Origin of the sequence: Rhodoplanes elegans (assembly GCF_016653355.1) — a bacterium.
Classification (GTDB): domain Bacteria; phylum Pseudomonadota; class Alphaproteobacteria; order Rhizobiales; family Xanthobacteraceae; genus Rhodoplanes; species Rhodoplanes elegans.
In genome coordinates this window covers 14,729-41,308 of sequence record NZ_NHSK01000083.1, presented here as the reverse complement: position 1 = coordinate 41,308, position 26,580 = coordinate 14,729, and the positions used below count along the sequence as shown (strand labels likewise).

At 69.2% G+C, this 26,580-nt stretch carries 24 protein-coding genes; 17 read left to right on the top strand and 7 right to left on the bottom strand.

The genetic code is table 11. From position 1 onward, the window contains the following. Positions 1-5 precede the first annotated feature (5 nt). The 4 genes from CCR97_RS11350 to CCR97_RS11335 all read right to left on the bottom strand — a co-directional run bounded on the left by CCR97_RS11350 (position 6) and on the right by CCR97_RS11335 (position 2,106). Complete coding sequence (locus CCR97_RS11350; RefSeq protein ID WP_111357604.1) at positions 6-812, bottom strand: fructosamine kinase family protein; 807 nt, start codon at positions 810-812, stop codon at positions 6-8. Continuing rightward, positions 809-1,288 (bottom strand): low molecular weight protein-tyrosine-phosphatase, encoded by a 480-nt coding sequence (locus CCR97_RS11345; RefSeq protein WP_111357603.1) that lies wholly within the window; start codon positions 1,286-1,288, stop codon positions 809-811. Before CCR97_RS11345 ends, CCR97_RS11350 begins: the two co-directional genes overlap by 4 nt. A 79-nt stretch (positions 1,289-1,367) precedes the next feature. After that, complete coding sequence (locus CCR97_RS11340; protein ID WP_244670390.1) at positions 1,368-1,616, bottom strand: hypothetical protein; 249 nt, start codon at positions 1,614-1,616, stop codon at positions 1,368-1,370. A 286-nt stretch (positions 1,617-1,902) separates the two neighbouring features. After that, positions 1,903-2,106, bottom strand: a complete 204-nt coding sequence (locus tag CCR97_RS11335; RefSeq protein WP_111357602.1) for an LIM domain-containing protein — start codon at positions 2,104-2,106, stop codon at positions 1,903-1,905. Positions 2,107-2,440: 334 nt separating this feature from the next. Here CCR97_RS11335 and CCR97_RS11330 point away from each other — a divergent pair, with 334 nt between their 5' ends. Continuing rightward, complete coding sequence (locus CCR97_RS11330; RefSeq protein ID WP_170145860.1) at positions 2,441-3,790, top strand: UbiD family decarboxylase; 1,350 nt, start codon at positions 2,441-2,443, stop codon at positions 3,788-3,790. Here CCR97_RS11330 and CCR97_RS11325 read toward each other — a convergent pair whose 3' ends face one another. Then, complete coding sequence (locus tag CCR97_RS11325; protein ID WP_170145859.1) at positions 3,791-3,964, bottom strand: hypothetical protein; 174 nt, start codon at positions 3,962-3,964, stop codon at positions 3,791-3,793. A 372-nt stretch (positions 3,965-4,336) separates the two neighbouring features. On the opposite strand from CCR97_RS11325, the gene CCR97_RS11320 reads away from it, so the two are divergent. Then, entirely contained in the window at positions 4,337-6,007 is a 1,671-nt protein-coding gene (locus tag CCR97_RS11320; RefSeq protein ID WP_111357600.1) for an NAD-dependent malic enzyme, read from the top strand. A gap of 172 nt (positions 6,008-6,179) precedes the next feature. On the opposite strand, the gene CCR97_RS11315 is transcribed toward CCR97_RS11320, so the two are convergent. Beyond that, positions 6,180-6,464, bottom strand: coding sequence for a hypothetical protein (locus CCR97_RS11315; protein ID WP_111358296.1), 285 nt, complete (start codon positions 6,462-6,464; stop codon positions 6,180-6,182). 1,054 nt (positions 6,465-7,518) lie between these two features. On the opposite strand from CCR97_RS11315, the gene CCR97_RS11310 reads away from it, so the two are divergent. From CCR97_RS11310 to CCR97_RS11280, 7 genes are all read left to right on the top strand, one after another. Beyond that, entirely contained in the window at positions 7,519-8,442 is a 924-nt protein-coding gene (locus tag CCR97_RS11310; RefSeq protein ID WP_111358297.1) for an amidohydrolase family protein, read from the top strand. 20 nt (positions 8,443-8,462) lie between these two features. Next, positions 8,463-9,398: an amidohydrolase family protein gene (locus CCR97_RS11305; RefSeq protein WP_111358298.1), complete on the top strand. Its 936-nt coding sequence runs from the start codon at positions 8,463-8,465 to the stop codon at positions 9,396-9,398. Between the two features lie 67 nt (positions 9,399-9,465). Next, complete coding sequence (locus CCR97_RS11300) at positions 9,466-10,341, top strand: FAD binding domain-containing protein (protein WP_111358299.1); 876 nt, start codon at positions 9,466-9,468, stop codon at positions 10,339-10,341. Beyond that, positions 10,341-10,856, top strand: a complete 516-nt coding sequence (locus tag CCR97_RS11295) for a (2Fe-2S)-binding protein (RefSeq protein WP_111358304.1) — start codon at positions 10,341-10,343, stop codon at positions 10,854-10,856. Before CCR97_RS11300 ends, CCR97_RS11295 begins: the two co-directional genes overlap by 1 nt. 155 nt (positions 10,857-11,011) lie before the next feature. Then, positions 11,012-12,025 (top strand): ABC transporter substrate-binding protein, encoded by a 1,014-nt coding sequence (locus tag CCR97_RS11290; RefSeq protein ID WP_111358300.1) that lies wholly within the window; start codon positions 11,012-11,014, stop codon positions 12,023-12,025. 128 nt (positions 12,026-12,153) lie between these two features. Beyond that, positions 12,154-14,436 (top strand): xanthine dehydrogenase family protein molybdopterin-binding subunit, encoded by a 2,283-nt coding sequence (locus tag CCR97_RS11285; protein ID WP_111358302.1) that lies wholly within the window; start codon positions 12,154-12,156, stop codon positions 14,434-14,436. Between the two features lie 163 nt (positions 14,437-14,599). After that, complete coding sequence (locus tag CCR97_RS11280) at positions 14,600-15,604, top strand: CobW family GTP-binding protein (protein ID WP_111358303.1); 1,005 nt, start codon at positions 14,600-14,602, stop codon at positions 15,602-15,604. A 254-nt stretch (positions 15,605-15,858) separates the two neighbouring features. Here CCR97_RS11280 and metZ read toward each other — a convergent pair whose 3' ends face one another. After that, positions 15,859-17,079, bottom strand: a complete 1,221-nt coding sequence (gene metZ / locus CCR97_RS11275; RefSeq protein ID WP_111360506.1) for an O-succinylhomoserine sulfhydrylase — start codon at positions 17,077-17,079, stop codon at positions 15,859-15,861. 295 nt (positions 17,080-17,374) lie between these two features. Between metZ and CCR97_RS11270 the strand changes: the two genes are divergently transcribed. The 8 genes from CCR97_RS11270 (at position 17,375) to CCR97_RS11235 (ending at position 26,578) form a co-directional block, all read left to right on the top strand. Continuing rightward, positions 17,375-18,463: an ABC transporter substrate-binding protein gene (locus tag CCR97_RS11270; RefSeq protein WP_201159502.1), complete on the top strand. Its 1,089-nt coding sequence runs from the start codon at positions 17,375-17,377 to the stop codon at positions 18,461-18,463. 159 nt (positions 18,464-18,622) lie between these two features. Beyond that, positions 18,623-19,372: an ABC transporter permease subunit gene (locus CCR97_RS11265; RefSeq protein WP_201159501.1), complete on the top strand. Its 750-nt coding sequence runs from the start codon at positions 18,623-18,625 to the stop codon at positions 19,370-19,372. Beyond that, positions 19,360-20,124 (top strand): ABC transporter ATP-binding protein, encoded by a 765-nt coding sequence (locus CCR97_RS11260; protein ID WP_111360671.1) that lies wholly within the window; start codon positions 19,360-19,362, stop codon positions 20,122-20,124. Before CCR97_RS11265 ends, CCR97_RS11260 begins: the two co-directional genes overlap by 13 nt. Positions 20,125-20,339: 215 nt before the next feature. Continuing rightward, a complete protein-coding gene (egtB, locus tag CCR97_RS11255) occupies positions 20,340-21,629 on the top strand; it encodes an ergothioneine biosynthesis protein EgtB (RefSeq protein WP_201159500.1) in 1,290 nt (429 codons plus the stop codon). A gap of 44 nt (positions 21,630-21,673) precedes the next feature. After that, a complete protein-coding gene (egtD, locus tag CCR97_RS11250) occupies positions 21,674-22,642 on the top strand; it encodes an L-histidine N(alpha)-methyltransferase (RefSeq protein ID WP_111359506.1) in 969 nt (322 codons plus the stop codon). A 150-nt stretch (positions 22,643-22,792) separates the two neighbouring features. Beyond that, complete coding sequence (locus CCR97_RS11245) at positions 22,793-23,674, top strand: polysaccharide deacetylase family protein (RefSeq protein ID WP_111359505.1); 882 nt, start codon at positions 22,793-22,795, stop codon at positions 23,672-23,674. A 235-nt stretch (positions 23,675-23,909) separates the two neighbouring features. After that, the gene (locus CCR97_RS11240; RefSeq protein WP_201159499.1) at positions 23,910-25,916 is read left to right on the top strand and encodes an amidohydrolase; all 2,007 of its coding nucleotides are present in this window, start codon (positions 23,910-23,912) and stop codon (positions 25,914-25,916) included. A 68-nt stretch (positions 25,917-25,984) separates the two neighbouring features. Further along, on the top strand, positions 25,985-26,578 hold the full coding sequence (locus CCR97_RS11235; protein WP_111357099.1) for a TRAP transporter small permease subunit: 594 nt from the start codon (positions 25,985-25,987) through the stop codon (positions 26,576-26,578). Positions 26,579-26,580: the final 2 nt, after the last annotated feature.

The window sequence follows — 26,580 nt, the reverse complement described above, 5'->3', positions numbered from 1 at the left end:
CCCGCTCACGCGCCCGCGGCGTCGAGGAAGCGCTCGACCATCGATCGGTAGCCGGCGCCGAACAGGCGCAGATGCACGAGCGCCGGCCACAGGCTGTAGATCGCCAGCCGCTCGGCGTGACCCGGCGCGAGGGGCCCATAGGCGTCGAAGAAGGCGGGGCTCGGCCGGCCGAACAGGCTCAGCATCGCGATGTCGACCTCGCCGTGGCCGTGGTAGCAGGCCGGGTCGATCAGCCCGGTGATGCGATCCCCGTCGACCAGCACGTTGCCGGTCCACAGATCCCCGTGCAGCAGGGCCGCCGGCGGCCGTGCCGGCAGACGGTTTCTCAGATCCACGGCGAGCGTCTCGATGCGGCGGGCGAGGGCGCCGGGGATGTGTGGCACGTTCACCAGGAGCCGCCGCTCGCCCCAGAAGGTCGGCCAGTCGTCGGCGAAGGCGCTGACGATGGCGACCGGGCCGAAGGCGTAATCCACCGGCCAGCCGTAGTGCCTGGCGGTCGTCGCGTGCAGACGGGCGAGGACGCGGCCGAGATCGCCCCACGCGGCGTCGACGCTGCCGGCGGCGGGCAGGACCTCGATCACCAGCGCGGCGTCGCTCACCGCCAACACGGCGGGGGCCGTCGCGCCGGCCGCGGCGATCGCGCGCAGCATGGCCGCCTCGGTCGGCGGCGCCGGGCCGCTCTTGACGATGGCCGTGCGCCCGTCCTCGAGCGTGATGCGGACGATCTCGGACAGGTCGCCGCCGCCGAGCGAATGCGCCACGACGAGGCGGCCGCCGAGCAGGGCCGCGCCGGTGAACGCGAGCGCGCTCATCCGCCGGCGATCCGCCGGGCCAGCGCCGCGGCGCCGCTCGTCACGTCGGCCCAGGTGATCTCGAAGCCGTCGTCGCCGCCGTAATAGGGATCGGCGACGCCCTGGCCGGCGCGGTCTCCGACATAGTCCAGCAGCAGCGCCACCTCGGCCGCCGCGTCGCGCGGGCGAATGCGCTGGAGTGTCACCAGCACGGATTCGTCCAGCGCGACCACATGGGTGAACCGGGAAAAGTCGTCGCGGGTGACCTGCCGGGCGCGGCATTGGCCGATGTCGACCCCGTAGCGACGCGCGACCGCCTGGGCGCGCCGGTCGGGCGGCTCGCCGACATGCCAGCTGCCGGTGCCGGCCGAATCGACCGCGACGTCGAGCCCGAGACGCGCTGCCTCGGCCCGGAACGCGCCTTCCGCCAGCGGCGAGCGACAGATGTTGCCGAGGCAGACGAACAGGACGGCGGGCTTTTGCGGGGTCGACGACACAAGGATTGCCTTCGATGAGTTTCGACGCGCCACTATGCCGCGGTGGGCGCGGCCGGCAACCCCGGCGTCCGACCTGTGATCAGCCGAGCTTCTGAAGGGCCGCCAGGATCGCCACCGCGGCCGCCAGCATGGCGCCGAGCCGGACGGTGAGCTGCAGCCCGAGCTTGTCGATGCGGGATTCGAGCAAGTCGATTCGACTTCCGAGCAGGACTTGGACGGTCTTCAGCTCGCCACGCAAAACCTGGGATTCCTTGTGCAGGACGTCGGCTTCGGATCGAAGCAGTTCGCCCGTCGCCGCGAGATCCGCCTTGGTGACCAGCTCGGCCATGATGAAGTCCCGCGCCGCCATGGCATGGGCCTCGGCTCGTGTCTGCGGCACCCCCGGCTTCCCTCAGCCGGGTGGCGTAACCGAGCGTATCGAAAGCGTAGACCAAGTGCACCCTCCCATCGGCGGGAGGATCAAACTACCACAGATCCGCGCTCTCTGGTTGTGCCGGGTTGTGCCGAGCCGCCTCGCGACGACCGCGGCGAGCCGGGAGCGGGGCCGGCCACCCGTGACGATTTTGCCGTTCCCGGCGAGTCCGAAAACGGACGAACCCAACGTTCAGCTTCGCTCAGCTCCGCGCGGCGCGCTTGGCTTCGCCGGTGCCCAGCACGGCCTCGGTCGCCACCTCGTCGATGCTGAAGCAGCGGAAGCAGTCGTACATGATGCGGGTTCCGAGATCGCGGGTGTAGCCCTGGCCGATCTTCTTGCCGCACACGCTGCAGTCGAGCTCGGCGCGCGGCTCCCGGTCGTTCACGATGATGGCAGTCAGCATCGGGGGTCTCCTGGTGTCTTTCCGATAGCTATGCAAGTTCCACGCAAGCGCATCCGGGGCCATCTGACGGGCCGGTATGCGTTCTGGCGGGCACAGCCGTCGGCGGGTGAATGCGAGTGTCTTCCTCCCTGCGCCTTGTCGAACGGTTGCGGACGGTGCCGAGATCGGCGCCGATCGCCTCTTCCGCTCCCAGGATCCAACGATTTGCCTAACATCCGGTTTGCATTTCATGTGCGGTGCGACTTCGCCGCGTGACGGGCCTCACGCGCGCGTGCAACCGCGCCCGTCTCCATGTAAGAGAGGCGGCGCCGTGCCCGAACCCGCGGAATTCGCCATGCAGAGCCTCGCCGACTTCCTCAACGCGCTTCCCGACAGCGAGAAGCTCGTGATCAGCACCCCGACCGACCTCGATTTCCTGCCGACCGCGCTGGTGCTGGAGCTCGAGGCGCAGAAGCGCGCCCCGGTCGTGATCATCGAGAAGCCGGACGGGTTTTCGGGGCCGGTGGTGTCGAACCTGTTCGCCGACCGCGCCCGCATCGCCCGCATGGCCGGCGTGGGGCCGACCGGTTTCGCCCAGGCCTGGACCGAGGCGATGGCGGGCCTGGTGCCGGCGGTCGTCACGTCCGGGCCGGCGCCCGTGCAGGACGTCGTCGCGCTCGGCAACGAGGCGGATGCCGGCACGCTGCCGATCTCGCGCCACTTCCAGGCGGACGCGGGGCGCTACATCGGGTCTGGCATCCTGGTCTGCAAGGATCCCGACACCGGCGTGCGCAATCTCAGCTTCCAGCGCATGCAGCTCAAGGGACCGCAGAAGTTCGGCGTCAGCCTGCATTCCCGCGGCCACATCTGGGATCATCTGCAGCGCTGCGAGGCGCGCGGCAAGAATCTCGAGGTCGCGGTCGTGATCGGCAGCCATCCGGCCATCTACATCGCGGCCGGCGCCAAGGTGGCCATGGAGGTCGACGAGTTCGCGGTCGCCGGCGCGCTGATGAAGCAGCCGGTCGAGCTGGTGAAGTGCAAGACCATCGACGTCGAGGTGCCGGCGAACGCCGAGTACGTGATCGAAGGCGAGATCCTCGCCGGCGTCCACGAGGACGAGGGGCCGTACGGCGAGTACACCGGCTACTCGACCTATCGGTCGACCCGTAACGTGTTCCAGGTCAAGGCGATCACCCGCCGGGCGAAGCCGATCTTCCTCGACATCATCCCGGGCTACTCGGCCGAGCATCTGCTGCTCAGCCGCTGCACCCGCGAGGCGCACGTGTTCCATCGCCTCAAGGAGATGGTGCCGACCCTGAAGGCGCTGAACTACCCGAAGTCCGGCACGCATTTCCACGCCTTCATGTCGTTCAAGAAGACGGCGGAAGGCCAGGCGCGGCAGGCCCTGATGTTGCTGATGGGGCTCGACAGCTACATCAAATTCGCGGTCGCCGTGGACGACGACATCGACGTCTTCGACGAGACCGAGGTGATGTGGGCGCTCGCCACCCGGTTCCAGGCCGACACCGACATGTTCATGGTGCCGAAGGTATTCTGCAATCGCCTCGACCCGTCGTCGGTCGAGGGCATGTCGGCGAAGCTCGCGCTCGACGCGACCCGGCCGATGAACTTCGAGGGCGAGCGCACCAGCCTGCCGCAGCACGCGCTCGACTGGGCCCGTGACGTGATCTCGAAGGCGCGCTGATCACGTCGCCGCACTGATCACGTCCGGGAATCCGGCAAATCGCCCGCGGAGCCGGACGGATTTTCGGATGTCGATGCGGATCGCCGCCGGCGCCGCACACGTGATGGCCGCTATGCAGGCGTTTCGCGCGGCCTCCACGCCGACGCGTTCCGTGACCCAAGGCGCGGCGATCATGCGTGCGCCGACGCGCCGGGCGAATCGCGGATCGCTCGGATTCGCGGGCGCTTGTGCGACGTCGTCACGACGAGGTCACGTCGTCTCGGAGGCCGAAGACGTCCTGATCAGGACCGTGATCATGGCCTTGCCGAGGCGTTCCTCTGCCCGAAACTCATATCGGCGACCAGACCGGGAGAGTTGACACGGCGCCGCGGCGGCGCGACGTACACGCGCGTCGGCGCGGTTCCACGCGGGATTCGCGGCGGCTGTTCGGTGCCGGTTCGATCGCGACACGTCGCGAGGTTCGCCGCGCCGGCTCACGGTCGGGCAAGCCTGCGTCGGCCGTGACGCACCCCCACGAAGGCGAGACGCGAGCGGGCAGGAGGCATCATGCGCATGGTCGACCGATCCGGATACGAATTGTTGACGAACCCGATCCTCAACAAGGGGACGGCGTTCACCGAGCACGAGCGCGACGTGTTCGAGCTGCACGGCCTCCTGCCGCCGCATGTCGCGAGCCTCGACCAGCAGGTCCAACGCCGCATCACGGCGTTCCGCGAGCTGCCCGACGACCTCGCCCGCTACGTCTTCCTGCGCGGACTGCAGGACATCAACGAGACGCTGCACTACGCGCTGCTGACCCGGCATCTCGAGGAGATGCTGCCGATCGTCTACACGCCGACCGTCGGGCTCGGCTGTCAGAAGTTCAGCCAGGTGTTCCGGCGGCCGCGCGGCCTCTTCCTCAGCCCGCCCTACAAGGATCAGATCGCCAAGATCCTCGGCCAGCGCCGCTTCGACAACGTCCAGGTCATCGTGGTGACGGACGGCGAGCGCATCCTCGGCCTCGGCGATCAGGGCGCCGGCGGCATGGGCATCCCGATCGGCAAGCTGTCGCTCTACACGGCGGCGGGCGGCATCGATCCGTCGCGCACGCTGCCGATCATGCTCGACGTCGGCACCGACAACCAAGCCCGCCGCGAGGATCCGCTCTACATCGGCTGGCGCCACGAGCGCCTGCGCGGCCCCGACTACGACGACTTCGTCGAGGCCTTCGTCGACGCGGTGGCAAAACGCTGGCCGCACGTGCTGCTGCAGTTCGAGGACTTCGCCGGCCCCAACGCGGCGCGCCTGCTCGAGCGCTATCGCGACCGGCTGTGCACGTTCAACGACGACATCCAGGGCACCGCGGCGGTGGTCTGCGGCGCGCTCTTATCGGCCGTGCGGGCCGCCGGCCAGACCCTCAAGGAGCAGCGCATCGTGATGGCGGGCTCGGGCGGCGCCGGCTCCGGCATCGCCGCGCTGCTGGTCAAGGCGATGGTACAGGATGGCCTGTCGGAGGAGGAGGCGTGCCGGCGCTTCTATCTGCTCGGCAGCCGCGGCCTGCTGCTCGAGGGCAGCAACCGGCTGCAGCCTTATCAGGTCCCGTTCGCCCACACGCGCGAGCACGTCATGGGCTGGACCGTGGAGAGCCGCGAGGCGATCAGCCTCGAGGAGGTGGTCCGCCACGTGAAGCCGACCATGCTGATCGGCACCAGCGGGCAGACCGGTCTGTTCAGCGAGACGGTGGTGCGCGAGATGGCCAAGCACGTCGCGCGGCCCGTGGTGTTCCCGCTCTCCAACCCGACCTCGCAGAGCGAGGCGGTACCGGCCGACGTGATGGCTTGGACCGAGGGTCGCGCCGTGATCGGCACCGGAAGCCCGTTCGCGCCCGTGCCGGTGAACGGCCGCGCCGTCCACATCGACCAGGTCAACAACTCCTACATCTTCCCGGGCATGGGGCTCGGCATCGTGACGGCGCGGGCCCGCCGCGTCACCGACACGATGTTCCTGGCCGCCGCGCGGGCGCTCGCCGACATGTCGCCGGCCCGCAGCGATCCGAACGGCACGCTGCTGCCGCCGGTGAGCGCGCTGCGCGAGGTGTCGGCGAAGGTCGGCGTCGCGGTCGCGCTGCAGGCCTACGAGGAGGGGCTGGCGCCCGGCTTCGACCCGGCCCGGGCCGAGGAGGCGGTGCGCGAGCAGATGTGGGAGCCGCGCTACGAGTCGTATCGGCGCGCCGGCTGATCGCCGGGCACAGTCCACACGGGCGCGCTCGCGCGGAAGCGCCCGTGATCACGGTCACGACGACACGATCGCGGGTGCGCCGGCTTCTGCCGGCGCGCCCGACCCCGCGATCTGCTTCGCTTCGGGTCTGCTTCGCTTCCGACGACGGTGCGGCGGATGCCGCCGCCCGTCCTCACCGCTCGATGGTGAACTCCCAGTTCGCGAAGCCGTAGGTGTTCTCCTCGGACGGCGGGAAGACGCCGCTCGCGATATAGGCGCGCACCAGGCGCTCGATGATCACCTGCTCCTCGGGCGTCGGCCCTTCGACGATCTGGCTCGGCGAGCGATCCTCGGGCAGCTCGATCTCGGCCGCGACCTCGATGGCGACGCCGACGGCCGGATGCAGGCCGTGCCGCTCGATCCAGTCGCGGGAGATGTAGGCGACGTCGCGCAGATAGTTCGGACGAAGATGTTCCACGTGTTCTGCTCCATCGGCATGCGGTGCGGTCGTGGTCTCGGCGACCCTGCCCGACCGGTCGGATCGCCGCAGTGCGGCACCCGCTCCCTGACACGATAGGTGCGCGCCGCGCCGAACCAACTCCGGCACGCGGCACGGAGCGGCGATGTCGTGAGGCGACGGCGCTCTCGCGGTCCGTCACGTCGCGCACCACCGTCGCAGGGGTCCGGCTTCTTGCCCTGCTGGTCCGTCGGTCCGCGCCGTCTCGTCTCGCAGTGCAGCAACCGATACGACGGCCGTGTCCTGCTCGACTGCGGCTCGGGCGATCCGCATCCGGACCGCGCTCGCCCTCGGCACCGATCGTCCCGCGGTCCTTTCGACCGCACATGCGTCGCGGCTCTGCCGCAGCGCATGGTCACGTCTGATCTGCACAAAAAATCCGCAGACACGACAGCATCTGCGAGTGTCGAGATACAGGAAACACGTATCTCTCGGTATCCGGGAGACCACCGAGGTCGATCAACACATGATTGTCACGGTCTGCGCGACGCATAATCTGATATCGCGGGCGAGACCGTCCTGCGTCTGTCGATCAGATCGATCACTGTCGTAGCAGGAAGACGATCGCGCGTCGCGTAACGAGATGTTCATCATTTCGCGGGCGCCACGCCGCAGCGAATCGGAACGCGGCCTCGGCCGGCGCCTGTTCTTGACCGCTTCGGGGCGTTCGTCTATGCAACGCGAACGTCGGTAGAAGCGGTCAGCCGAACATTATAACACTTGCACCACCCGCGTGCGAGTGCCGGTTCGGTCGGAGATTGCTGACAGACACGTGAAGTTCGCACTGCTTGTTGGCACTGCCGAATTTCGATCTCGTCGCAACTCGTCTCGACCGGACGCTCACCGTGCCGTCCACCCGGTTTCGTGATCTTCGCGTGCGTGATCTTCGCGTACGTGATTGTCGTGCAGGTCGTCCGCGCCCGCCGTGCCTTCGCACGGCCGGCTGCGGCGCAGTCTCGACACGGCCCGCGTCCCGTCCCGCCTGCGACCCCTGCGATCCGCAAGGAGTGATCTGATGATCATCGATATCAGCTGCTACCCGACGAATATCGTCGACCTCGCCTGGCGGCACGACGGCGAGCCGTTCACGGGCGAGCGCCTGCTGAAGATGATGGACGGCCCCTACTGGGTGAACGGCAAGCCGCGACGCGTCGACAAGGCCTTTATCCAGCCGCCCCAGGGCAACACGCTCTACACCGACGGCGTGCTCGAGAAGGCCGGCCGCGACGGCATCGACGAGTACATGGCCTACACGCTCGAGCTGGTGCGCAAGTATCCGGACCGGTTCATCGGATGCTTCGTCTACAATCCGCGTTACGGCGTGAAGAACGGCGTCGAAGCGATCGAGCGTTACGTCAAGCAGCACGGCTTCAAGATGGTGCAGTTCCAGGCGAACATGCACTGCTATCGGCCCGACCGCGCCATGGACTGGCTCCAGCCCGCGATGGAGAAGTGCGCCGAGCTCGGCGTGCTGGTGAAGCTCCACACCGGTGACGGCCCCTACTCGATCCCCAACGAGTGGACGCCGATCATGTACAAGTACAAGACCGTGAACTTCATCATGGCGCATTTCGGCGTGCAGACCGGCGGCGTCTACTGCTTCGAGCCGTTCCAGCTCGCCATGGACAACCCGAACGTCTTCTGCGAGTCCGGCTGGTGCCTGCAGTCGCGCATCGTCGAGTTCTCCAAGGATCTGCCCAAGAACAAGATCCTGTTCGGCACCGACACGCCGCCGAACGAGCCCGGCATGTGGCTGCGCCACCTCGAGGTGCTGTGCACCGAGCCGCCGCAGGGCCTCAACCTCGACGAGGATACGCTCGAGGACTACTTCGGCAACAACGTCGCCCGGATGATCGGGCTCGAGCCGACCGCCCCGCCGAAGAGCCGCGAGGAGGCCGAGGCCTACCTCGCCGCCTGCAAGCAGCGCGAAGCGGCCTGACGCATTTCGGAGAGAGCCCGATGATCATCGACACCCATCTGCACCCCACCAATCTGGTCGACGAGGCGTGGCGCCACACCGGCACGCCCTTCACGGGCGAACGCCTGCTGAAGATGATGGACGGCCCCTACATGATCAACGGCAAGCCGCGCCGGATCGACATGGGCTTCATCCAGCCGCCGCCCGGCAACACCGGCTATCGCGACGGCAACCGCATGGGTCGCGAGGGCATCCGCGACTACATGAGCTACATCGCGGAGCTGTGCCAGAAGTACCCGGACCGCTTCATCGGCAACTTCACGTTCAACCCGCGCTGGGGCCCCGAGAACGGTGCCGCCGAGCTCGAGTTCCACGTGAAGGAGTACGGCTTCAAGATGCTGAAGCTGCACGCCAACATGCACGGCTACCGGCCCGACCGCGCGCTCGACTGGCTGCGCCCGGCGATGAAGAAGTGTGCTGAGCTCGGTGTCGTCGTGCTGATCCATACGGGCGACGGCCCCTACACGATCCCGACCATGTTCTATCCGGTGATCCGCGAGTTCCCGATGGTGAACTTCATCATCGGCCACTTCGGCATCCAGACCGGCGGCAACTACTCGTTCGAGGCGTTCTGGATGGCGATGGACACGCCGAACGTCGTCTGCGAGTCGGGCTGGTGCTTCCAGTCGCGCATCGTCGAGTTCGCCCGCGAGCTGCCGCGCCACAAGATCGTGTTCGGCACCGACTCGCCGCCGAACGAGCCCGGCATGTGGCTGCGCGAGCTCGAGGTGCTGTGCTCGCCGCCGCCCCACGGGATCAATCTCGACGAGGACGGCCTCGAGGACTACATGGGCAACAACATCGCCCGCATCTGCGGCATCCCGACGACGCCGCCGCCGCGGACGCAGGAGGAGGCCCTGGCCCGTCTCAAGGACACCTACGCCATGGTCGAGCCGCGTCCGACGGTTCCGGCCTGATCACTTCGTTCATCACGGCGGGCGGGGAGCATCCTCGCCCGCCGTTCCTCTGTCCGGCGCCGCGTCCATGCATCCGTTTGCCTATCACCAACCGAAGAGTCTCGACGAGACGATCGCGCTCCTGTCGCAGCACGGCCGCACGGCCGACCTGATGGCGGGCGGCACCGATCTCCTGGTCGAGATCAAGGAGAGCATCCGCCGGCCGGCCGTCGTCGTCGACATCAAGAGGGTGCCGGGTCTCGGCGATCTCGTCTGCGACGCGACCCGGGGGCTTCGCATCGGCGCGCTCGTGACGGTCCGCGCCATCGAGACCTCGCTCGAAGTTCAGCGCCTCTATCCAGCGCTCGCGCAGGCCGCGCGAGAGATCGGATCGATCCAGATCAGGAACCGGGCGACCGTCGTCGGCAATGTCTGCCGCGCGTCGCCGTCGGCCGACACGCTGCCGCCGCTCGTCGCCTATGGCGCGACGATCGAGATGGTGGGTCCGGGCGGGCCGCGCCGCCTGCCGCTCGAAGACTTCTTCACCGGCCCGGGCAAGACCGCGCTCGGCCCGAGCGAGATCGTCACCGCCATCGTGCTGCCGCCGCCGGCAGCGGCGAGCGGCGCCGACTACATCAAGCACGGCCGCCGCCGCGCCATGGAGCTCGCGACCGTCGGGGTCGCGGTGTCGCTGCGCCGCGACGGCGACGTCTGCCGCGACCTGCGGATCGTGCTCGGCGCCGTGGCGCCGACTCCGATCCGGGCGCGCGCCGCCGAGGCCGCGCTGGAGGGCGCCGTTCCCGACGAGCCGACTGTGGCGTCGGCAGGCCGCATGGCGCGAGACGACTCGCGGCCGATCAGCAATGTGCGGGCGAGCGCCGACTATCGCCGTGCCATGGTCGAGGTGCTGACGCGCCGCGCCGTGGCGACGGCATGGGCGCGGGCCTGCGGGGAGACCCGGTGATGACCACGACGAACGCGGCCGGTGCGAGCATTCCGATCACGGTCACGATCAACGGCGAGGCGCGCGATCTCGCGGTCGCGCCGTCGCGCACGCTGCTCGACGTGCTGCGCAACGAGGCCGGCCTCACCGGCACCAAGAAGGGCTGCGACGTCGGCGACTGCGGCGCCTGCACGGTGCTGCTCGACGACGTGCCGGTGAATTCCTGTCTCGTGCTGGCCGTCGAGGCCGACGGGTGCAGCGTCACGACGATCGAGGGGATCGCCCCGGATCCGGACCGCCTGCACCCGCTGCAGGAGAACTTCATGGCGCTCGGCGCCTCGCAATGCGGCTTCTGCACGCCCGGCATCATCGTGATGGCCAAGGCGCTGCTCGACAAGAACCCGAACCCGACCGAGGAAGAGATCCGCTTCGGCCTGGCCGGGAACATCTGCCGCTGCACCGGCTACACCAAGATCGTCGAGGCCATTCAGGTGACGGCGCGGCAGATGGCCGCGGCCGGCCCGGACGGCGCCTGAATAACATGCAGGCCGTCGACGGCGTTGCTGCGGGGCGCGGCACGCCGCGGCGCCGAAGTCCGGATATCACGGCGAACCACGGCCTATGCAATGGCATGTGGTTTGCCTGCAAAGACGGCAGTGGATCCCCGTCGGGGTCCCCGGGAGCGTCAGACATGATCAGATCAGTTCTTGCCGGAACCATTGCCTCGCTGGTCGCCGCTGTCGCGGCGGTGCCGGCGCTGGCCGACACCGATATCAAGTTCGCCCTCGACTGGAAGTTCGAGGGACCGACGGCGCCGTATTTCGTCGCCATCGACAAGGGCTACTACAAGGCCGAGGGCCTCAACGTGTCGATCGACACCGGTGCCGGCTCGGTGTCGGGCATTCCGCGCGTCGCGGTCGGCACCCATCAGCTCGGTTTCTTCGACCTCAACTCCGTCGTCCGCTTCCGCGACCAGAATCCCGAGAAGGATATCAAGGTCGTGATGATGCTGTACGATCGCCCGCCCTTCGCGATCGGGACGCTGAAGAAGGCGGGCATCACCAAGCCGAAGGATCTCGAAGGCCGCATTCTCGGCGCCCCCGCCGCCGACGGCGCGTTCGCCCAGTGGAAGGCCTTCGTCCAGGCCAACGGCATCGACGAGTCGAAGGTGAAGATCGAGAATGTCGGCTTCCCGGTGCGCGAGCCGATGCTCGCCGACGGCAAGGTCGACGCCATCACCGGCTTCACCTTCTCGATGCACTTCAACCTGCTGCAGAAGGGCATCCCGGCCGACCAGATTCAGATGCTGGTGATGTCGGACTACGGCCTGTCGCTCTACGGCAACGGCATCATCGTCAATCCGGATTTCCTGAAGAACAATCCGGAGGCCGTGAAGGGCTTCATCCGGGCCACCATCAAGGGCCTGCAGGATACCGTCAAGGACCCGGCGACCGCCGTGAAGGCGGTGATGAAGCGCTACGAGACCGGCGACGAGAAGACCGAGCGCGAGCGGCTCGAGCTGGTGCTGCGGGAGCACGTCGTCACCCCGTGGGTGAAGCAGAACGGTGTCGGCGACGTCGACCCGGCCCGCCTCGCCAAGTCGGTCGACCAGATCGGCGTCACCTACGAGTACAAGAACAAGCCGTTCGCGATCGACGTGTTCACCAACAAGTACCTGCCGCCGGCGGCGGACCGGAAGCTGTGAGCAACGGCGGCCGCATCCTCTGACGCGTCATGCCCGGGCTCGTCCCGGGCATCCACGTGTTCGAGGCTCGGCAAGACGTGGATGGCCGGGACAAGCCCGGCCATGACACGCTGGAGATCGAGGCGACCATGACTTCAGTGATCGGCAAGAGCGTCAAGCGCACCGACACGCTCGGCAAGGTGACGGGCGGCGCCGTCTATGCCGGCGACGTGGTGCTGCCCGGCCTGCTGCACGGCAAGACGAAGCGCGCCACCGTCGCGCACGCCCGCATAAAGTCGATCGACACCAGCAAGGCGCTGGCGCTACCCGGCGTGAAGGCGATCCTCACCCACGTCGACGTGCCGCGCGTGCTGCACTACGGCTCGCCGCATCCGCGCTCCGCCTCGGTGACGCAGGACCAGTACATCCTCGACACCAAGGTCCGTTACTACGGCGAAGGCGTCGCCGCGGTCGCCGCCACGTCCGAGGAGATCGCGGAGCTCGCCTGCGAGCTGATCGAGGTCACGTACGAGCCGTTGCCCGCAGTTTTCACCGTGGAAGACGCGTTGAAGCCCGACGCGCCCGCCATTCACGAGGTCGGCCCCGGCGGAAACCTGGTCCTGCCGCCCTTCGTCGTCACCCGCGGCGACGTGGAGAAGGGCTTCGCCGAGGCCGATCTGATCGTCGAGGGCGAGTACGGCATGGGCCGGCCGACGCCGGCCTACATGGAGCCGAATGTCTGCGTCTGCCAGTGGGATCCGCTCGGCAAGCTCACCGTCTGGACCTCGACCCAGAGCCCCTTCATGGTGCGCGGCACGCTCGCCGAGGTCCTGGACCTGCCGCTCAACAAGGTGCGGGTGCTGGTCGATCACATGGGCGGCGGCTTCGGCGCCAAGCAGGATCTTTTCCAGCACGAGTTCCTGTGCGCGCTGCTGGCGCAACGGACGCGCCGCCCCGTGCGGATGGAGTTCACCCGGAAGGAAACCTTCCTGGGCGGCCGCACGCGCCATCCCGGAACGGTCTGGATCCGCCAGGGCTTCAAGCGCGACGGCACCATCACGGCGCGCGAGGCCAAAGTGGTGTTCAACAGCGGCGCCTACGGCTCGCACGGGCCGGGCGTCACGGCGGTCGGCACCGCGGCGCTCACCTCGCTCTATCGCTGCGAGAACGTGCGGCTGGAAGGCCGCTGCGTCTACACCAACACGCCGATCGCCGGGGCCTTCCGGGGCTACGGCGTGGTGCAGACCTATTACGCCCTCGACATTCTGATGGACGAGGCCGCCGAAAAGCTCGGCCTGGATCCGGCGGAGCTGAAGCTGAAGAATGCGGTGCGCGAGGGCGACGTCGCGCCCTCCAATCATCCGCTCACCGGCCACGGCCTGGAGGATTGCATCCGCCGCGGCATGGAGGAGACCGGCTGGGCCTCGCGATCGGAGAAGCGGCCGTCGCCGAAGGCGGCCCGGCTGCGGCGCGGCTGGGGCATGGGCTGCGAGATGCACGGCTCGTCGGCCTATCCGGGCATCAAGGAGCAGGGCAACGCGGTCGTCCGCATGAACGAGGACGGCTCGGTGACGCTGATGACCGGCACCACCGGGCTCGGCACCGGGGCCCACACGGCGCTCGCCCAGATCACGGCCGAGGAGCTCGGCGTCAAGTTCGAGGACGTCGCCGTGGTGCACGGCGACACCGACGTCGTGCCGTGGGACATCGGCGCCTTCGCCAGCCACACCACCTTCATGGCCGGCCGCGCCTGCCAGATGGCGGCCGCGGAGGTGAAGGCCAAGGTTCTGGCCCGCGCTGCAGACAAGCTCGAAGTCTCGGCTGCCGACCTCGAGATGAAGGACAGCGTCATCAGCGTGAAGGGCGTGCCCGGCCTGTCGATGACGGTGCGCGACGCGATCGCGGCCGAGAAGGGCATCCCGGCGCCGCAGCTGCTCGGCGAGGGCAGCTATCACCCCACCAAGTCGTATTCCTTCGCGGCGCATTTCGTCGAGGTCGAGGTCGACACCGAGACCGGCCAGGTGACCGTCCTGCAGGTCGTGCCCGTGCACGAGATCGGAAAGATCATCCATCCGATCGCGGCCGCCGGCCAGATCGAGGGCGGCATCCAGCAGGGCATCGGCCACACGCTTTCCGAAGACTTCGTCGTCGACCATCGCGACGGGCGGCCGCTGAATGCGAGCTTCGTCGACTACAAGATGCCGCTCGCCATGGACATGCCGCCGATCCGGACCATCATTCTGGAGACGGCGCCGTCCGACGGTGGGCCGTTCGGCGCCAAGGGCGTCGGCGAGGATCCGATCATCGCCATCGGCCCCGCCATCGCGAATGCGATCTACGATGCGATCGGGGTGCGCTTCCGCCACTATCCGATCCCGCCGGAGCAGATTCTCTCTGCGCTCGCCGAGCGCGAAGGCGCGCAGGCGGCGTGACGCCCTCTCTCCGTCACCCTGAGGTGCCGCGCGTAGCGCGGCCTCGAAGGGCGACGGCCCGTGGAACCGGGGCCGCATCCTTCGAGGCTCGACCTGCGGTCGAGCACCTCAGGATGAGGGTCTGAATCAGACGTGATCGCCTTCCAGCCCGCCGGGTGAGACAATGACCGACACCAGCAACCAGACTCCCGTTCCCGTCACCATCCTCACGGGCTTCCTCGGCGCCGGCAAGACGACGCTGCTGAACTACATCCTCACCGAGCGCCACGGCCACCGCATCGCCGTGATCGAGAACGAGTTCGGCGAGGTGAACATCGACTCCGGTCTCGTCCTCACCTCGGAGGAGGAGATCTACGAGATGACCAACGGCTGCATCTGCTGCACGGCGAGCGTCCGTCAGGACCTCATCGAGGTGCTGCAGAAGCTGATGGCACGGCGCGAAAAGTTCGACCACATCCTGGTGGAGACGACCGGCATCGCCGATCCGACCCCGGTCGCGGCGGCGTTCTTCGTCGATGCCGAGGTGGCGAGGCAGGTGAGCCTCGACGGCATCGTCACGCTGGTCGACGCCAAGCATATCGGGCAGCATCTCGACGATCCCGACCTGCACGGCGTCGACAACCAGGCGGTCGATCAGATCGTCGCGGCCGACCGGCTGATCGTCAACAAGGTCGATCTCGTCGACGAGCCGGCGCTCGCCTTCATCGAGGGCCGCATGCGCGGCCTCAATGCGACGGCCGAGATCATCCGGTCGAGCTACGCCAAGGTCGAGTTGGAGAAGATTCTCGGCATCGGCGCCTTCGACCTGTCGAAGACGCTCGCCGCCGACGAGCAGTTCCTCGACGTCCATCATCATCATCACGAGCACGACCCCGGGATCGAGACGATGTCGTTCGTCGACCCGGGCTCGTTCGATCGCGAGAAGCTCGAGGCGTGGCTGCGGGCGTTCCTGGCCGAGCACGGCGACGACGTGTTCCGGCTCAAGGGCATCGTTGCGATGGAGGGCGACACCCGGCGTCACGTCATCCAGGGCGTCCATCGCCTGATGGAGATTCGCTCCGCCGACCCGTGGGGCAAGCAGCCGCGCTCCTCGCGCATCGTGCTGATCGGCAAGAAGCTCGACCGCGCCGCCGTCACGGCCGGCCTGCGCGGATGCCTGGTGGGGTAGGGGGCTTCTCTTTCACCTCTCCCCGCGTGCGGGGAGAGGTCGGGGTTCGCGCCGAAGGCGCGAAGTCCGGGTGAGGGGGCGTCTCCGCGTCGTCGAGACTCTGCGGGGGACGGAACCGCCGCTGCCCCTCACCCGTCTCGCCGCGTCGCGGCGAGCCACCCTCTCCCCGCTGCGCGGGGCGAGGGTGCGCCGGCGCTGCGGCAAGGGACCCGTGGATGGCCGGGACGAGCCCGGCCATGACGAGGGCTATCTGATCACAGCACCGCGGCGGCCTGCTTCAGATCGGCCACCAGGTCGTCGATGTGCTCGAGGCCGACCGAGAGGCGCAGCGTGCCGTCGGCGATGCCGAGCGCGGCGCGCTCCTCCGGCTTGAAGCGCGAATGCGTCGTCGTCGCCGGGTGCGTGATCAGGCTCTTCACGTCGCCGAGATTGTTGGAGATCGAGACGAGCTTCAGCGCGTTCTGGAACCGGAACGCGCCGTCCTTGCCGCCCGTCACGTCGAAGGCGATCAGGGTCGAGGCGCCGCTCATCTGTCGGGCGATCACCTCGGCCTGCGGATGGTCCTTGCGGCCCGGGAAGATCACCTTGGTGATGCCGGGGATCGACAGCATCGCGTCGGCGAGCTTGGCCGCAGTCTCGGTCTCGCGGGCGAGCCGCACCGGCATCAGCTCCAAGCTCTTCAGCAGCACCCAGGCGTTGAACGGCGAGATCGCCGGGCCGGTCATCCGCAGATAGAGCTGGATGCGCTCCTCGATCAGCGCCTTGGACGCGAGGATCGCGCCGCCCATGCAGCGGCCCTGGCCGTCGATGTGCTTGGTCGCCGAGTAGACGACGACGTCGGCGCCGAGCGCCAGCGGGCGCTGATAGAGCGGCGTCGCGAACACGTTGTCGACGATCAGGAGCGCGCCGACCTCGTGCGCGATCGCGGCGATCGCCGCGATGTCGAGCACCTCGAGGGTCGGGTTGCACGGCGTCTCGAGGAAGAACACGGTCGTGCTCGGCGTCGCGGCGGCCTTCCGCCACTGGTCGAGATCGGTGCCGTCCACCAGCGTCGAGGTCACGCCGAAGCGCGGCAGCATCTCCTCGATGATCCACCGGCACGAGCCGAACATGGCGCGCGGCGCCACGACGTGGTCGCCGGCCTTCACGAGGCCCATGATGGCGCCGTTGACGGCCGCCATGCCGGTCGCGACGGCGCGGCACGCCTCCGCGCCTTCCAGCGCCGCCAGCCGGTCCTCGAACATGGTCGTCGTGGGGTTGCTGTAGCGCGTGTACTGGTAGCCCGGATCTTCGTTCTTGAAGCGCGCCTCGCAGGTCTCGGCGCGGTCGTAGACGAAGCCCTGCGTGAGGAACAACGCCTCCGACGTCTCGCCGAACTGCGAGCGCAGCGTGCCGCCGTGCACCAGGCGGGTCTCGGGATGGAGATGGGCGTCCGCCGCGGGCGGGCCGGGCGGCTGGGATTTGGTATCGAGCATTGCGTGGATTTCGTCTGGCCGGGACCGTGGCGGGACGGTCCGGAGGAAGGAGGCCGCCCCGGCGGGGCGCGACGGCCGGTTCACGGTCATAGAGCACAAGCGGCCCGGCACGACCAGGGGAACGGCCGGCCGGCGCCTCGGCGGCATTCTCCGGCGACGCGAACGTCGAACAAGAATATTCTTCCTGGAAGCTCACGCGAGGAACCGCGTTGCAAAGTGAGCTCGTCATATTGCGCTGCAGAGAAAAACATTCTTTCTCCAGGCGGAAATCGCCCTGCCTTTCGCGGAGTCCGCCATGTCGTCAGCCTCCTTCGCCCTCCCGTCCGGCGCCGTGTCTCGCCGCGGCGCCCTGTCTCGTCGCGTCGTGCTGGCCGGACTGTCCGCCGCGGCCGCGGCGGCGCACCTCGGTCTGCCCGGTCCGGCTTTCGCCCAGGTGGCGCCGGTCAAGCTGCGCATCGGCGTCATCCCGATCCTCGGCGCGGCGCCGATCTTCGTCGCCGACAAGGAGGGCTGGCTGAAGCAGGCCGGGCTCGACGCGAGCTTCACGACCTTCGAGTCGGGCCCCAACATGATCCAGGCGCTCGCCTCCGGCACGATCGACTTCTACATCGCCGGCGTCGCGCCGCTCGCGGTGGCGCGGGCCCGCGGCGTCGACGTGCGGGTCGTCACGGCGACCGCCGTCGAGGAGATGACCTTCGTCGCGACCGGCAAGCTGGCGCGGCATTTCGCGCCCGGCGTCGCGCCGGCCGAGGCGTTCAAGCGCTATCGCGCGGCGGCCGGCGCGCCGGCGCGGCTCGCCACCCAGCCGGCCGGCTCGGTGCCAAACACGACACTGCAGCACTGGCTGTGGGAGGTCGGCAAGGTCGACAAGGCGGACGTGACGGTCGTGCCGATGGGCATCGACGCGACCCAGCAGGCCGTGCTGGTCGGCGCCGTCGAGGGCGCGACCGTGCGCGAGCCCGCCGTCACCATCGTCCAGGGCCGCGATCCGAGCATCAAGCTGGTCGCGCTCGGCGGCGAGATGTTCCCGGGCCAGCCCGGCACCGTGGTGGCGGTGACGTCGGCGTTCCTGGAGAAGCATGCGGCGCAGTCGCAGGCGCTGGTCGACGCGATCGTCCGGGCGACCCGGCTGATCCAGCAGGAGCCGGACCGCGTCGCGCCGCACATCGAGGCGGCGCTCGGCAAAGGCATCACCGACGTCGCGACCATCCGCAAGGCGCTCGCCTCGCCGGCCTCGAAGTTCGTCGCCGACCCGCGCAGCATCGTCGGGCCGACTGCAGCCATGCAACGTTATCAGGTGACGCTCGGCTCGCTCGACAAGGAGCTGCCGCTCGACGGCCTGTTCGAGCCGAAATACTTTCTTAAGGCGGCGGCAAGCCAGTAGGGGGACGGCGCCCCGGCGCACTGCCCCAGCGCCGTCATCCTGAGGTGCTCGCCCGCAGGGCGAGCCTCGAAGGATGCGGCCCGGGCCGTCGCCCTTCGAGGGCCGCTTCGCGGCCACCTCAGGGTGACGGTCGTCGTCTTGTGTCGAAGACTCGCTCCTGTGCCTCTCTCAAAGTATCTCCTCCCTCCGCTCGGTCTCGCCGTCTTCCTGGCGGTGTGGGAGGCCGTGCCGCGGCTCGGGATCGTCAACCCGGCCTTCCTGCCGCCGCCGAGCGTCATCCCGGCCGCGTTCATGCGCGAGGTGTCGTCGGGCGTCTGGCTCTCGGCCATTGCGTCGAGCCTCGGCCATTACGCGGTCGGCCTCGCGGTCGGCGCGGCGCTCGGCGTCGCGTTCGGCGTGCTCACCGGCATGTATCGCGGCGCCGAGAGCTTCTCGGCCTGGATCGTGCGCGTGCTGCGGCCGGTGCCCGGCCTCGCCTGGGTGCCGTTCGCCATCATCTGGTTCGGCGTCGCGCCGCAGGCCGCCGTGTTCATCATCGCGGTCGGGGTATTCTGGATCGTCTATTTCGCCGCGCACGGCGCCGTGCGGGCCGTCGATCGTGATCTGATCGAGCTCGCCGACGCCTTCGGGTTCCGCTCGGGCCTGCAGCGTCTCGTCAAGGTGCTGCTGCCGGCCGCGACGCCCGGCATCCTGGTCGGCATCCGCACCGCGCTCGGCCAGGCCTGGATGGCCGTGGTGGCGGCCGAGATCTTCGGCGTGTTCGGCCTCGGCCAGCGGATGATGCAGGCGTCGAGCCTGCTCGCGACCGACATCGTCGTCGTCTACATGCTCACCATGGCGGGCCTCTACGGCCTGGTCGACTCGGCCTTCGTGGCGCTTCAGGGATGGTTGCTGCGATGGAGAGCGTGATTTCGCTGCGCGGCCTGTCGCTCACTTTTGCACGCGACGGTGCCGAGACGGAAGTTCTGCACGACGTCGATCTCGACGTCCGCCGCGGCGAGTTTCTGGCCATTGTCGGTCCTTCGGGGGTCGGCAAGTCGACTCTGCTGCGCGTCATCGCCGATCTGGCGAAACCGTCGGCTGGCGCCGTGACGGTCGCCGGTGCCGGTCCTGGACGACGGCCCGTCGCACTGGTCTTCCAGGACGCGCGGCTGATGCCGTGGCGGCGCGTCATCGACAATGTCGCCTTCGGTCTCGAGCATCGCGATGTTCCGCGCGCCGACCGAAGGGCGCGCGCCGAGGCCGCGCTCGACGTCGTCGGCCTGTCCGACCTGGCCGCGCGCTGGCCTCATCAGCTCTCCGGCGGGCAACGCCAGCGCATCTCGCTCGCCCGGGCGCTCGCGGTCGATCCCGCGGTGCTGCTGATGGACGAGCCGTTCTCGGCGCTCGACGCGATCACCCGCGAAAGCCTGCAGGACGAGCTGATCCGCATCCGCGCGAAAACCGGCAAGACCATCCTGTTCGTCACCCACGACATCGAGGAGGCGACGTATCTGGCCGACCGGGTCGTGGTACTGGCCGGCACGCCGGGCCGCATCGCCGCGACCCATATGATCGCGGCGCCGCACCCGCGGCTGCGGACCGACCACGGCCTGCAGCACATCGCCCGCGCCGTGCGGGCCGACCTGGAGGCGGACGTCGCCGGCGGCGCCGGCATCTAGAAGGCAGCTCGATCACCGCCTCGTGTCCGCTGGTGATCGCAGCGTGCGGTGACGGACGCGCGCCGCAAGCCTAGATGGAGGGGAACCCGGCGTCGGGCTGGCGCCGGGCGGGAACCCGTGCGTGCCGCGCGGGTTTTCGGTGAACGGCCGGGATCGGGCTCGCTCTGCAGCCTCCCGGCCGCGCAACGACCCGCCCATCGCGATCGGACACGAGCATGAGCACGACGGCCGTCACGCCGCGACGCGGCGCCTCGACCCGACCTCGCCCGGACCTCGACCTGCGCTCGGACGCGACGGCCCGCGACGAGCCGGCGGCGGCCGGGCCGCGTCCGGCCGGCCTGCGCGCCGCCTACCGGGCCGTGCGGTCGCACACCGAGCGGCTCGCGGCGCCGCTGTCGGCCGAGGACCAGGTGATCCAGTCGATGCCGGACGCGAGCCCGACCAAGTGGCATCGCGCGCACACGACCTGGTTCTTCGAGCAGTTCCTGCTGGAGCCGCATGCGCCCGGCTACCGGCGTTTCGACGACCGCTTCCCGTTCCTGTTCAACTCCTATTACGTCGCTGCCGGTCCGCGCCATGCGCGTCCCCGCCGCGGCATGGTGACGAGGCCGGACGTCGCGACCGTCGGGGCCTACCGGGTGCATGTGGACGCCGCCGTCGACGCGCTCCTCGCCGACGAGGCGGCGCTGCCGCGCGAGATCGCGACCATCGTCGAGATCGGCCTCAACCATGAGCAGCAGCACCAGGAGCTCCTGCTCACCGACATCCTGCACGCCTTTTCCGAGAACCCCTGCCTGCCGGCCTACGATCCGGACTGGCGCTGGTGCGCCGCCGCGCGCGCGCCCGGCACGGTGATGATCCCGGAAGGGATCCACACGGTCGGCCACCAGGGCGGGGGCTTCGCCTACGACAACGAGAGCCCGGCGCATCGCGTGCTGGTCGGCCCCGTCGCGATCGCGCGCGGGCTCGTTACCAACGACGACTGGCTCGCCTTCATGCGCGACGGTGGCTACGACAACGCCGCCCTGTGGCTCTCCGACGGCTTCGCCGCCGTGCAGGCCGAGGGCTGGCGCGCGCCGGGCCATTGGCGCGAGCAGGACGGAGGCTGGCACGTGATGACGCTCGGCGGCCTCGTCCCTGTCGATCGCGCCGCCCCCGTCTGTCACGTCAGCTACTACGAGGCCGAGGCCTTCGCGCGCTGGTCCGGACGCCACCTGCCGAGCGAGTTCGAGTGGGAGGTCGCGGCGCGATCGGGCGAACTCGCCGATGCGTTCGGCGTTGTCTGGCAGTGGACCCGCAGCGCCTACGCGCCCTATCCGGCCTACCGGGCCGCGGACGGCGCGCTCGGCGAGTACAACGGCAAGTTCATGGTGAACCAGATGGTGCTGCGCGGCTCCTCGCTCGCCACGCCGCCGGGCCACGCCCGCGCCACCTATCGCAACTTCTTCCCGCCGTCGGCGCGCTGGCAGTTCACCGGCGTGCGGCTGGCGAGCTTCCCGGCCTGAGCGGCCGTCGCTGACGCTCGCTCCGGCTCCATCGAGGACCCCCGATGACCGCCCATGTTCGCCTGCCGCGTACGCTTCCCGTCGACGATGCAGCGCACCGCGCCTTCCTGGCCGACGTTGTCGCGGGCCTCTCGGCCGATCCGAAGACCATTCCGCCGAAATACTTCTACGACGAGCGCGGCTCGCAGCTCTTCGAGGCGATCACCCGCACGCCCGAGTATTATCCGACCCGCACCGAGATGGGCATCCTGACCGCGCGGGCGGCCGACATCGCGGCCTTCATCCCGCAGGACGCGGCGCTGGTCGAGTTCGGCGCCGGCGCCCTGACCAAGGTGCGCATCCTGCTCGACGCCGCCCCGGTGCGCGCCTTCGTGCCGGTCGACATCTCCGAGGCGTTCCTGCGCGGCCAGGCGGCGCGCCTTTCGCGCGAGATGCCGGGTCTGCAGGTGCTGCCCGTGGTCGCCGACTTCACGGCGCCCTTCGCGCTGCCGGACGAGGTGGCGGCGTTGCCCAAGGTCGGCTTCTTTCCCGGCTCGACCATCGGCAACTTCGAGCCGCACGAGGCGACCGCCTTCCTGCGCCACGCCGGCGCGCTGCTCGGCGCGGGGGCGCGGCTGATCCTCGGCGTCGATCTCGTGAAGGATCCGGACGTGCTCGTCGCCGCCTACAACGACGCGGCCGGCGTCACGGCCGAGTTCAACCTCAATTTGCTGCGGCGGATCAATCGCGAGCTGGGTGCCAATTTCGATCTCTCGGCGTTCTGGCATCGCGCCGTCTACAATCGCGAGCAGCACCGGATCGAGATGCACCTCGCCAGCAAGACGCGTCAGCGCGTGCGGGTCGACGGCCGCTGCTTCGATTTCCGCCGCGGCGAGACGATCCACACCGAGAACAGCTACAAGTACACGCCCGAACTGTTCCGCACGCTGGCGACCGGCGCCGGTTGGCGCGTCGCCACGACCTGGACGGACCCGCAGCGCTGGTTCGCCGTGCACGCGCTGGTGCGGGACTAGCTGCGCTCGCCCGTTTCGGATGACGAACCGGCGCGGCCGGACGGCGCGGAAGCAATGCAGCGGGCGGGGTGGACGGGCGGCGGGGCGCCATTATAGTCCCGCGGCCATCCTGGTTCCGCCGCCCCCGTTCCCCGTCATCGAAGAGATCCCATGTCCGCCGAGCTCGACTTCGTCGCGCGCGACACGCGCGTCACCCGTCTCGACACTGCGTTCCGCTGGCCGGGCGGCCGGCACGTCGCCGTCATCCTCAACCTCGCCTACGAGGCGTGGTCGGACGGCAAGGCGCCCGGCGTCGGCCCGATGGGCAATCCGCTGCCGGCCGGCGCCTTCGACACCAATGCGCTCTCCTGGGGACATTACGGCGTCGCCCGCGGCATCGACCGGCTGCTGCGCAACCTCGGCCGCCACAAGGCCCGCGCCAGCGTGATGACGTCCGGCGTGCTCGCCGAGCGGACGCCCGCCGTGCTGAAGCGCATGGTCGACGAGGGTCACGAGATCGTCGCCCATGCCTGGGCCCAGGACGTGATCCCGGCGACCCTCACGGTCGAGCAGGCGAAGGCCGACATCGACAAGACCACCCAGGCGATCGAGAGCGTTTCCGGCAAGCGCCCGGTCGGCTGGATCAGCCCGCGCGGCACGCCGTCGCGCGACGGCTCGCGCCTGCTGATCGAGGCCGGCTATCTGTGGCAGGGCGACGTCTTCGACGACGAGCGGCCTTATATTCAAACCTGCGAAAACGGCCGCATCGTCGCGATCCCGCTCACCATGGAGATCAACGACCTCCCGCACGCCATGCGATTCGGCCGGTCGCCGCGCGATTTTGTTACAATGTTCGACGACCTGCTCGCGAATGTTCTCGCGAGCGAGGATCAGGCGTTGGTGATCGACGTGACGGCACATTGTCACGTCTTCGGCCGCCCGTCGGGCGCCTGGGCCTACGAGGCGATCGTCAAGACCGTGATGGAGCGCGACGACGTCTATGTCGCGACGCGCGAGGAGATCGCCGACCACGTGCTGAAGACCGCCGGCTGAGCGGCGTTTCACCCGCAGTCCCTCGCGTGCCTTTCCGGCCCGTCGCGTCCGCGCGGCGGGCCTTTCGTTATTTCACGATCCAGACCTGTCGTTCCCGCCGTGACGTGATCTGTCACGTCGCGGCATTCTCGCTGTTGACCGCGCCGCCGCGCTCACGCACTCTCCGCGCCAACAAACGTATTCGGACGCGCCCCGCATTCGCGTCCGTGCAACGAAGACTGATCGGAGAGGAAACATGTGCCTGTTCTGCGGAACAAAACCGTTTGGATTCTCGGCGGCCTCGCTGTCGCGACGCCATTTCATGGGCGGCGCGGCCGCGATGGGCGGCCTCTATGCGGCCGCCAAGGTGATCGAGCCGGTCGCCGCCGTCGCGCAGAGCGGCGGGCAGGGCGGCAAGGCCGACATCATCATCGAGAACGCCAAGGTCGTGACGCTCGACCCGAAGACGCCGCGTGCGGAAGCGATCGCGGTCGCCGGCGACAAGATCGTCGGGGTCGGGCCGCGGCGTGACCTCGAGCAGTTCCGCGGGCCCGCGACGAAGATCGTCGACGCCGGCGGCCGCACCGTGATCCCGGGCCTCAACGACGCCCACACGCACTTCATCCGCGGCGGGCTCACCTACTCGCAGGAGGTCCGCTGGGACGGCGTGCCCTCGCTGGCGCTCGCCCTGCAGATGCTGAAGGAGCAGGCGGCCCGCACGCCGGCGCCGCACTGGGTGCAGGTGATGGGCGGCTGGACGCCGCACCAGTTCAAGGAGAAGCGGCTGCCGACGCTGGCCGAGATCAACGCGGCGACCGGCGACGTGCCGTGCTACGTGATGCATCTCTACGACCGCGGCTTCGTCAACAAGGCGGGCCTGCGGGCGCTCGGCTGGAATCGCGACACGCCCGATCCGTTCGGCGGCGTGATCGCCCGCGACGGCAGCGGCATGCCGACCGGGCTCGTGATCGCCACGACGAGCCTCGTCAGCCTCTTGTCGGTGTTCGGCAAGATCCCGAAACTGTCGCCCGAGGATCAGGTCACCTCGACGCGCCACATGATGCGTGAGCTGAACCGGCTCGGCATGACCAGCCTGATCGACGCCGGCGGCGGCGGTCAGAACTATCCCGAGCACTATCAGGCGATCGCCAAGCTCGCCGCCGACAAGGCGCTCACGGTGCGCATCGGCTACACGCTGATGGCGCAGCGCCCGGGCCGCGAGATCGAGGACTACAAAGGCTGGCTCGCCACCGCCAAGCTCTACGAGGGCGACGACTACTTCCGGCTCTCCGGCGCCGGCGAGTACACGGTGTGGGCGGCCGGCGACAACACCAACTTCGCCAAGGATCCGATCCGCCAGCCGCCGATCATGGAGGAGAAGCTCGCCGAGGTTCTCACCTTCGTGGCGCAGAACGGCTGGCCGTTCCGCATGCACGCCTCGTTCGACTTCACGGCGCAGCGCATCCTCGGCGTGGTCGAGAAGGTCCACAAGGAGGTGCCGGTCGACAAGCTGCGCTGGGGCCTCGAGCACTGCGAGGGCATCTCGGCGCGCTCGCTCGAGCGCCTGCAGGCGCTCGGCGGCAGCCTCGGCATCCAGAATCGCATGTCGCTGGACGGCGAGGCCTATGTCGAGAAGTGGGGCATGGACGCCGCCGCCGACGCGCCGGCCTTCGCCCGCATCCGCGAGATGGGCATCCCCTACGCCCTCGGCACCGACGGCAACCGCGCCGCGAGCCACAACCCGTGGGTCGGCATCGAGTGGCTGGTCACCGGCAAGACGGTCGGCGGGCTGCGCCACGCCTCGGACCGCAATCTGCTCAGCCGCGAGGAGGCGCTGAAGGCCTACACGGCGAACGGCGCCTGGATCACCCGCGAGGAGGACAAGAAGGGCACGATCTCGGTAGGCAAGTGGGCCGATATCGCGGTGCTCAACGAGGACTACTTCGCGGTGCCGGAGAGCCGCATCTCGCAGATGAGCGCGGCCATGACCATGGTGGGTGGCAAGATCGTCCACGGCGAAGGCGCGTTCGCGAGCCTCGCGCCGACGGCGCTCGCGGTCGCCCCCGACTGGCTGCCGATCAAGCACTATGCGGGCTACGGCAGGCAGGCGTCGGTGGACTTCGGGCCGCGCTTCGCGGGGCTCGGGTCGGGACCCGACGACGGCCGCGCACTCGCCGCCGCCATGATCGCCGACGCGATGCCGACCGTGGTCGGCGAGGACGGCCGCAGCTGGACGCTCGGCTGCGGCTGCGGGCTGCTCTGACGCGACGCAGGGCCGCGCCACGCGGCGCGGCCCTTCTGTCCCGGGGCCGGACCGGCGTATAAGGCGCCATGTCCGGCCCCGGTTTCGTTTCACCCGTTCTGTTTCCGCCGCCCGCGCCGCGCGGCGCGCCGGCGGGCGGCCGCCTGATCGCGGTCGCCGACGTGATCGACCGGGTCACCGGCGGCGTGTTCCGGCTCGCCGCCTGGGGCGCGCTCGTCGTCGTGCTCGTCCAGCTCGCCGTCGTGCTGCTGCGCTACGCCCTCGGCCTCGGCTCGCTGTGGCTGCAGGAGACGGCCGTCTACGCCCACGCCGGACTGTTCCTGCTGGCCGCCGCCTTCACGCTCGCCCGCGGCGGTCATGTCCGGGTCGACATCTTCTACGCGACCATGGCGCCGCGGCCGAAAGCCTGGGTCGACGCGCTCGGCACGCTCGTATTCCTGATGCCGTTCGCGATCGTGCTGTTGTGGCTGTCAGTGCCTTATGCGGCGCGCTCCTGGGCGTTAATGGAACGCTCGCGCGAGGCGAGCGGCCTGCCGCTGGTGTTTCTGCTCAAGACGCTGATCCCGCTCTTCGCCGTGCTGATGTTCTGTCAGGGCGTCGCCCAGCTCTGCCGCGCGCTCGCGGTGCTGCGCGGCGACACCGTCGCGGCGGTGGATGCGTGACC

Bases quoted from the DNA above. Each gene is read 5' to 3' on its own strand.
- egtD (WP_111359506.1), top strand. From the start codon at position 21,674: ATGACCGCCCATGTTCGCCTGCCGCGTACGCTTCCCGTCGACGATGCA.
- CCR97_RS11285 (WP_111358302.1), top strand. From the start codon at position 12,154: ATGACTTCAGTGATCGGCAAGAGCGTCAAGCGCACCGACACGCTCGGC.
- CCR97_RS11270 (WP_201159502.1), top strand. From the start codon at position 17,375: ATGTCGTCAGCCTCCTTCGCCCTCCCGTCCGGCGCCGTGTCTCGCCGC.
- CCR97_RS11260 (WP_111360671.1), top strand. From the start codon at position 19,360: ATGGAGAGCGTGATTTCGCTGCGCGGCCTGTCGCTCACTTTTGCACGC.
- CCR97_RS11290 (WP_111358300.1), top strand. From the start codon at position 11,012: ATGATCAGATCAGTTCTTGCCGGAACCATTGCCTCGCTGGTCGCCGCT.
- CCR97_RS11305 (WP_111358298.1), top strand. From the start codon at position 8,463: ATGATCATCGACACCCATCTGCACCCCACCAATCTGGTCGACGAGGCG.
- CCR97_RS11240 (WP_201159499.1), top strand. From the start codon at position 23,910: ATGTGCCTGTTCTGCGGAACAAAACCGTTTGGATTCTCGGCGGCCTCG.
- CCR97_RS11295 (WP_111358304.1), top strand. From the start codon at position 10,341: ATGACCACGACGAACGCGGCCGGTGCGAGCATTCCGATCACGGTCACG.
- CCR97_RS11300 (WP_111358299.1), top strand. From the start codon at position 9,466: ATGCATCCGTTTGCCTATCACCAACCGAAGAGTCTCGACGAGACGATC.
- CCR97_RS11245 (WP_111359505.1), top strand. From the start codon at position 22,793: ATGTCCGCCGAGCTCGACTTCGTCGCGCGCGACACGCGCGTCACCCGT.
- CCR97_RS11350 (WP_111357604.1), bottom strand. From the start codon at position 812: ATGAGCGCGCTCGCGTTCACCGGCGCGGCCCTGCTCGGCGGCCGCCTC.
- CCR97_RS11310 (WP_111358297.1), top strand. From the start codon at position 7,519: ATGATCATCGATATCAGCTGCTACCCGACGAATATCGTCGACCTCGCC.
- CCR97_RS11320 (WP_111357600.1), top strand. From the start codon at position 4,337: ATGCGCATGGTCGACCGATCCGGATACGAATTGTTGACGAACCCGATC.
- CCR97_RS11325 (WP_170145859.1), bottom strand. From the start codon at position 3,964: ATGATCGCCGCGCCTTGGGTCACGGAACGCGTCGGCGTGGAGGCCGCG.
- CCR97_RS11280 (WP_111358303.1), top strand. From the start codon at position 14,600: ATGACCGACACCAGCAACCAGACTCCCGTTCCCGTCACCATCCTCACG.
- CCR97_RS11330 (WP_170145860.1), top strand. From the start codon at position 2,441: ATGCAGAGCCTCGCCGACTTCCTCAACGCGCTTCCCGACAGCGAGAAG.
- metZ (WP_111360506.1), bottom strand. From the start codon at position 17,079: ATGCTCGATACCAAATCCCAGCCGCCCGGCCCGCCCGCGGCGGACGCC.
- CCR97_RS11340 (WP_244670390.1), bottom strand. From the start codon at position 1,616: ATGGCCGAGCTGGTCACCAAGGCGGATCTCGCGGCGACGGGCGAACTG.
- egtB (WP_201159500.1), top strand. From the start codon at position 20,340: ATGAGCACGACGGCCGTCACGCCGCGACGCGGCGCCTCGACCCGACCT.
- CCR97_RS11235 (WP_111357099.1), top strand. From the start codon at position 25,985: ATGTCCGGCCCCGGTTTCGTTTCACCCGTTCTGTTTCCGCCGCCCGCG.
- CCR97_RS11335 (WP_111357602.1), bottom strand. From the start codon at position 2,106: ATGCTGACTGCCATCATCGTGAACGACCGGGAGCCGCGCGCCGAGCTC.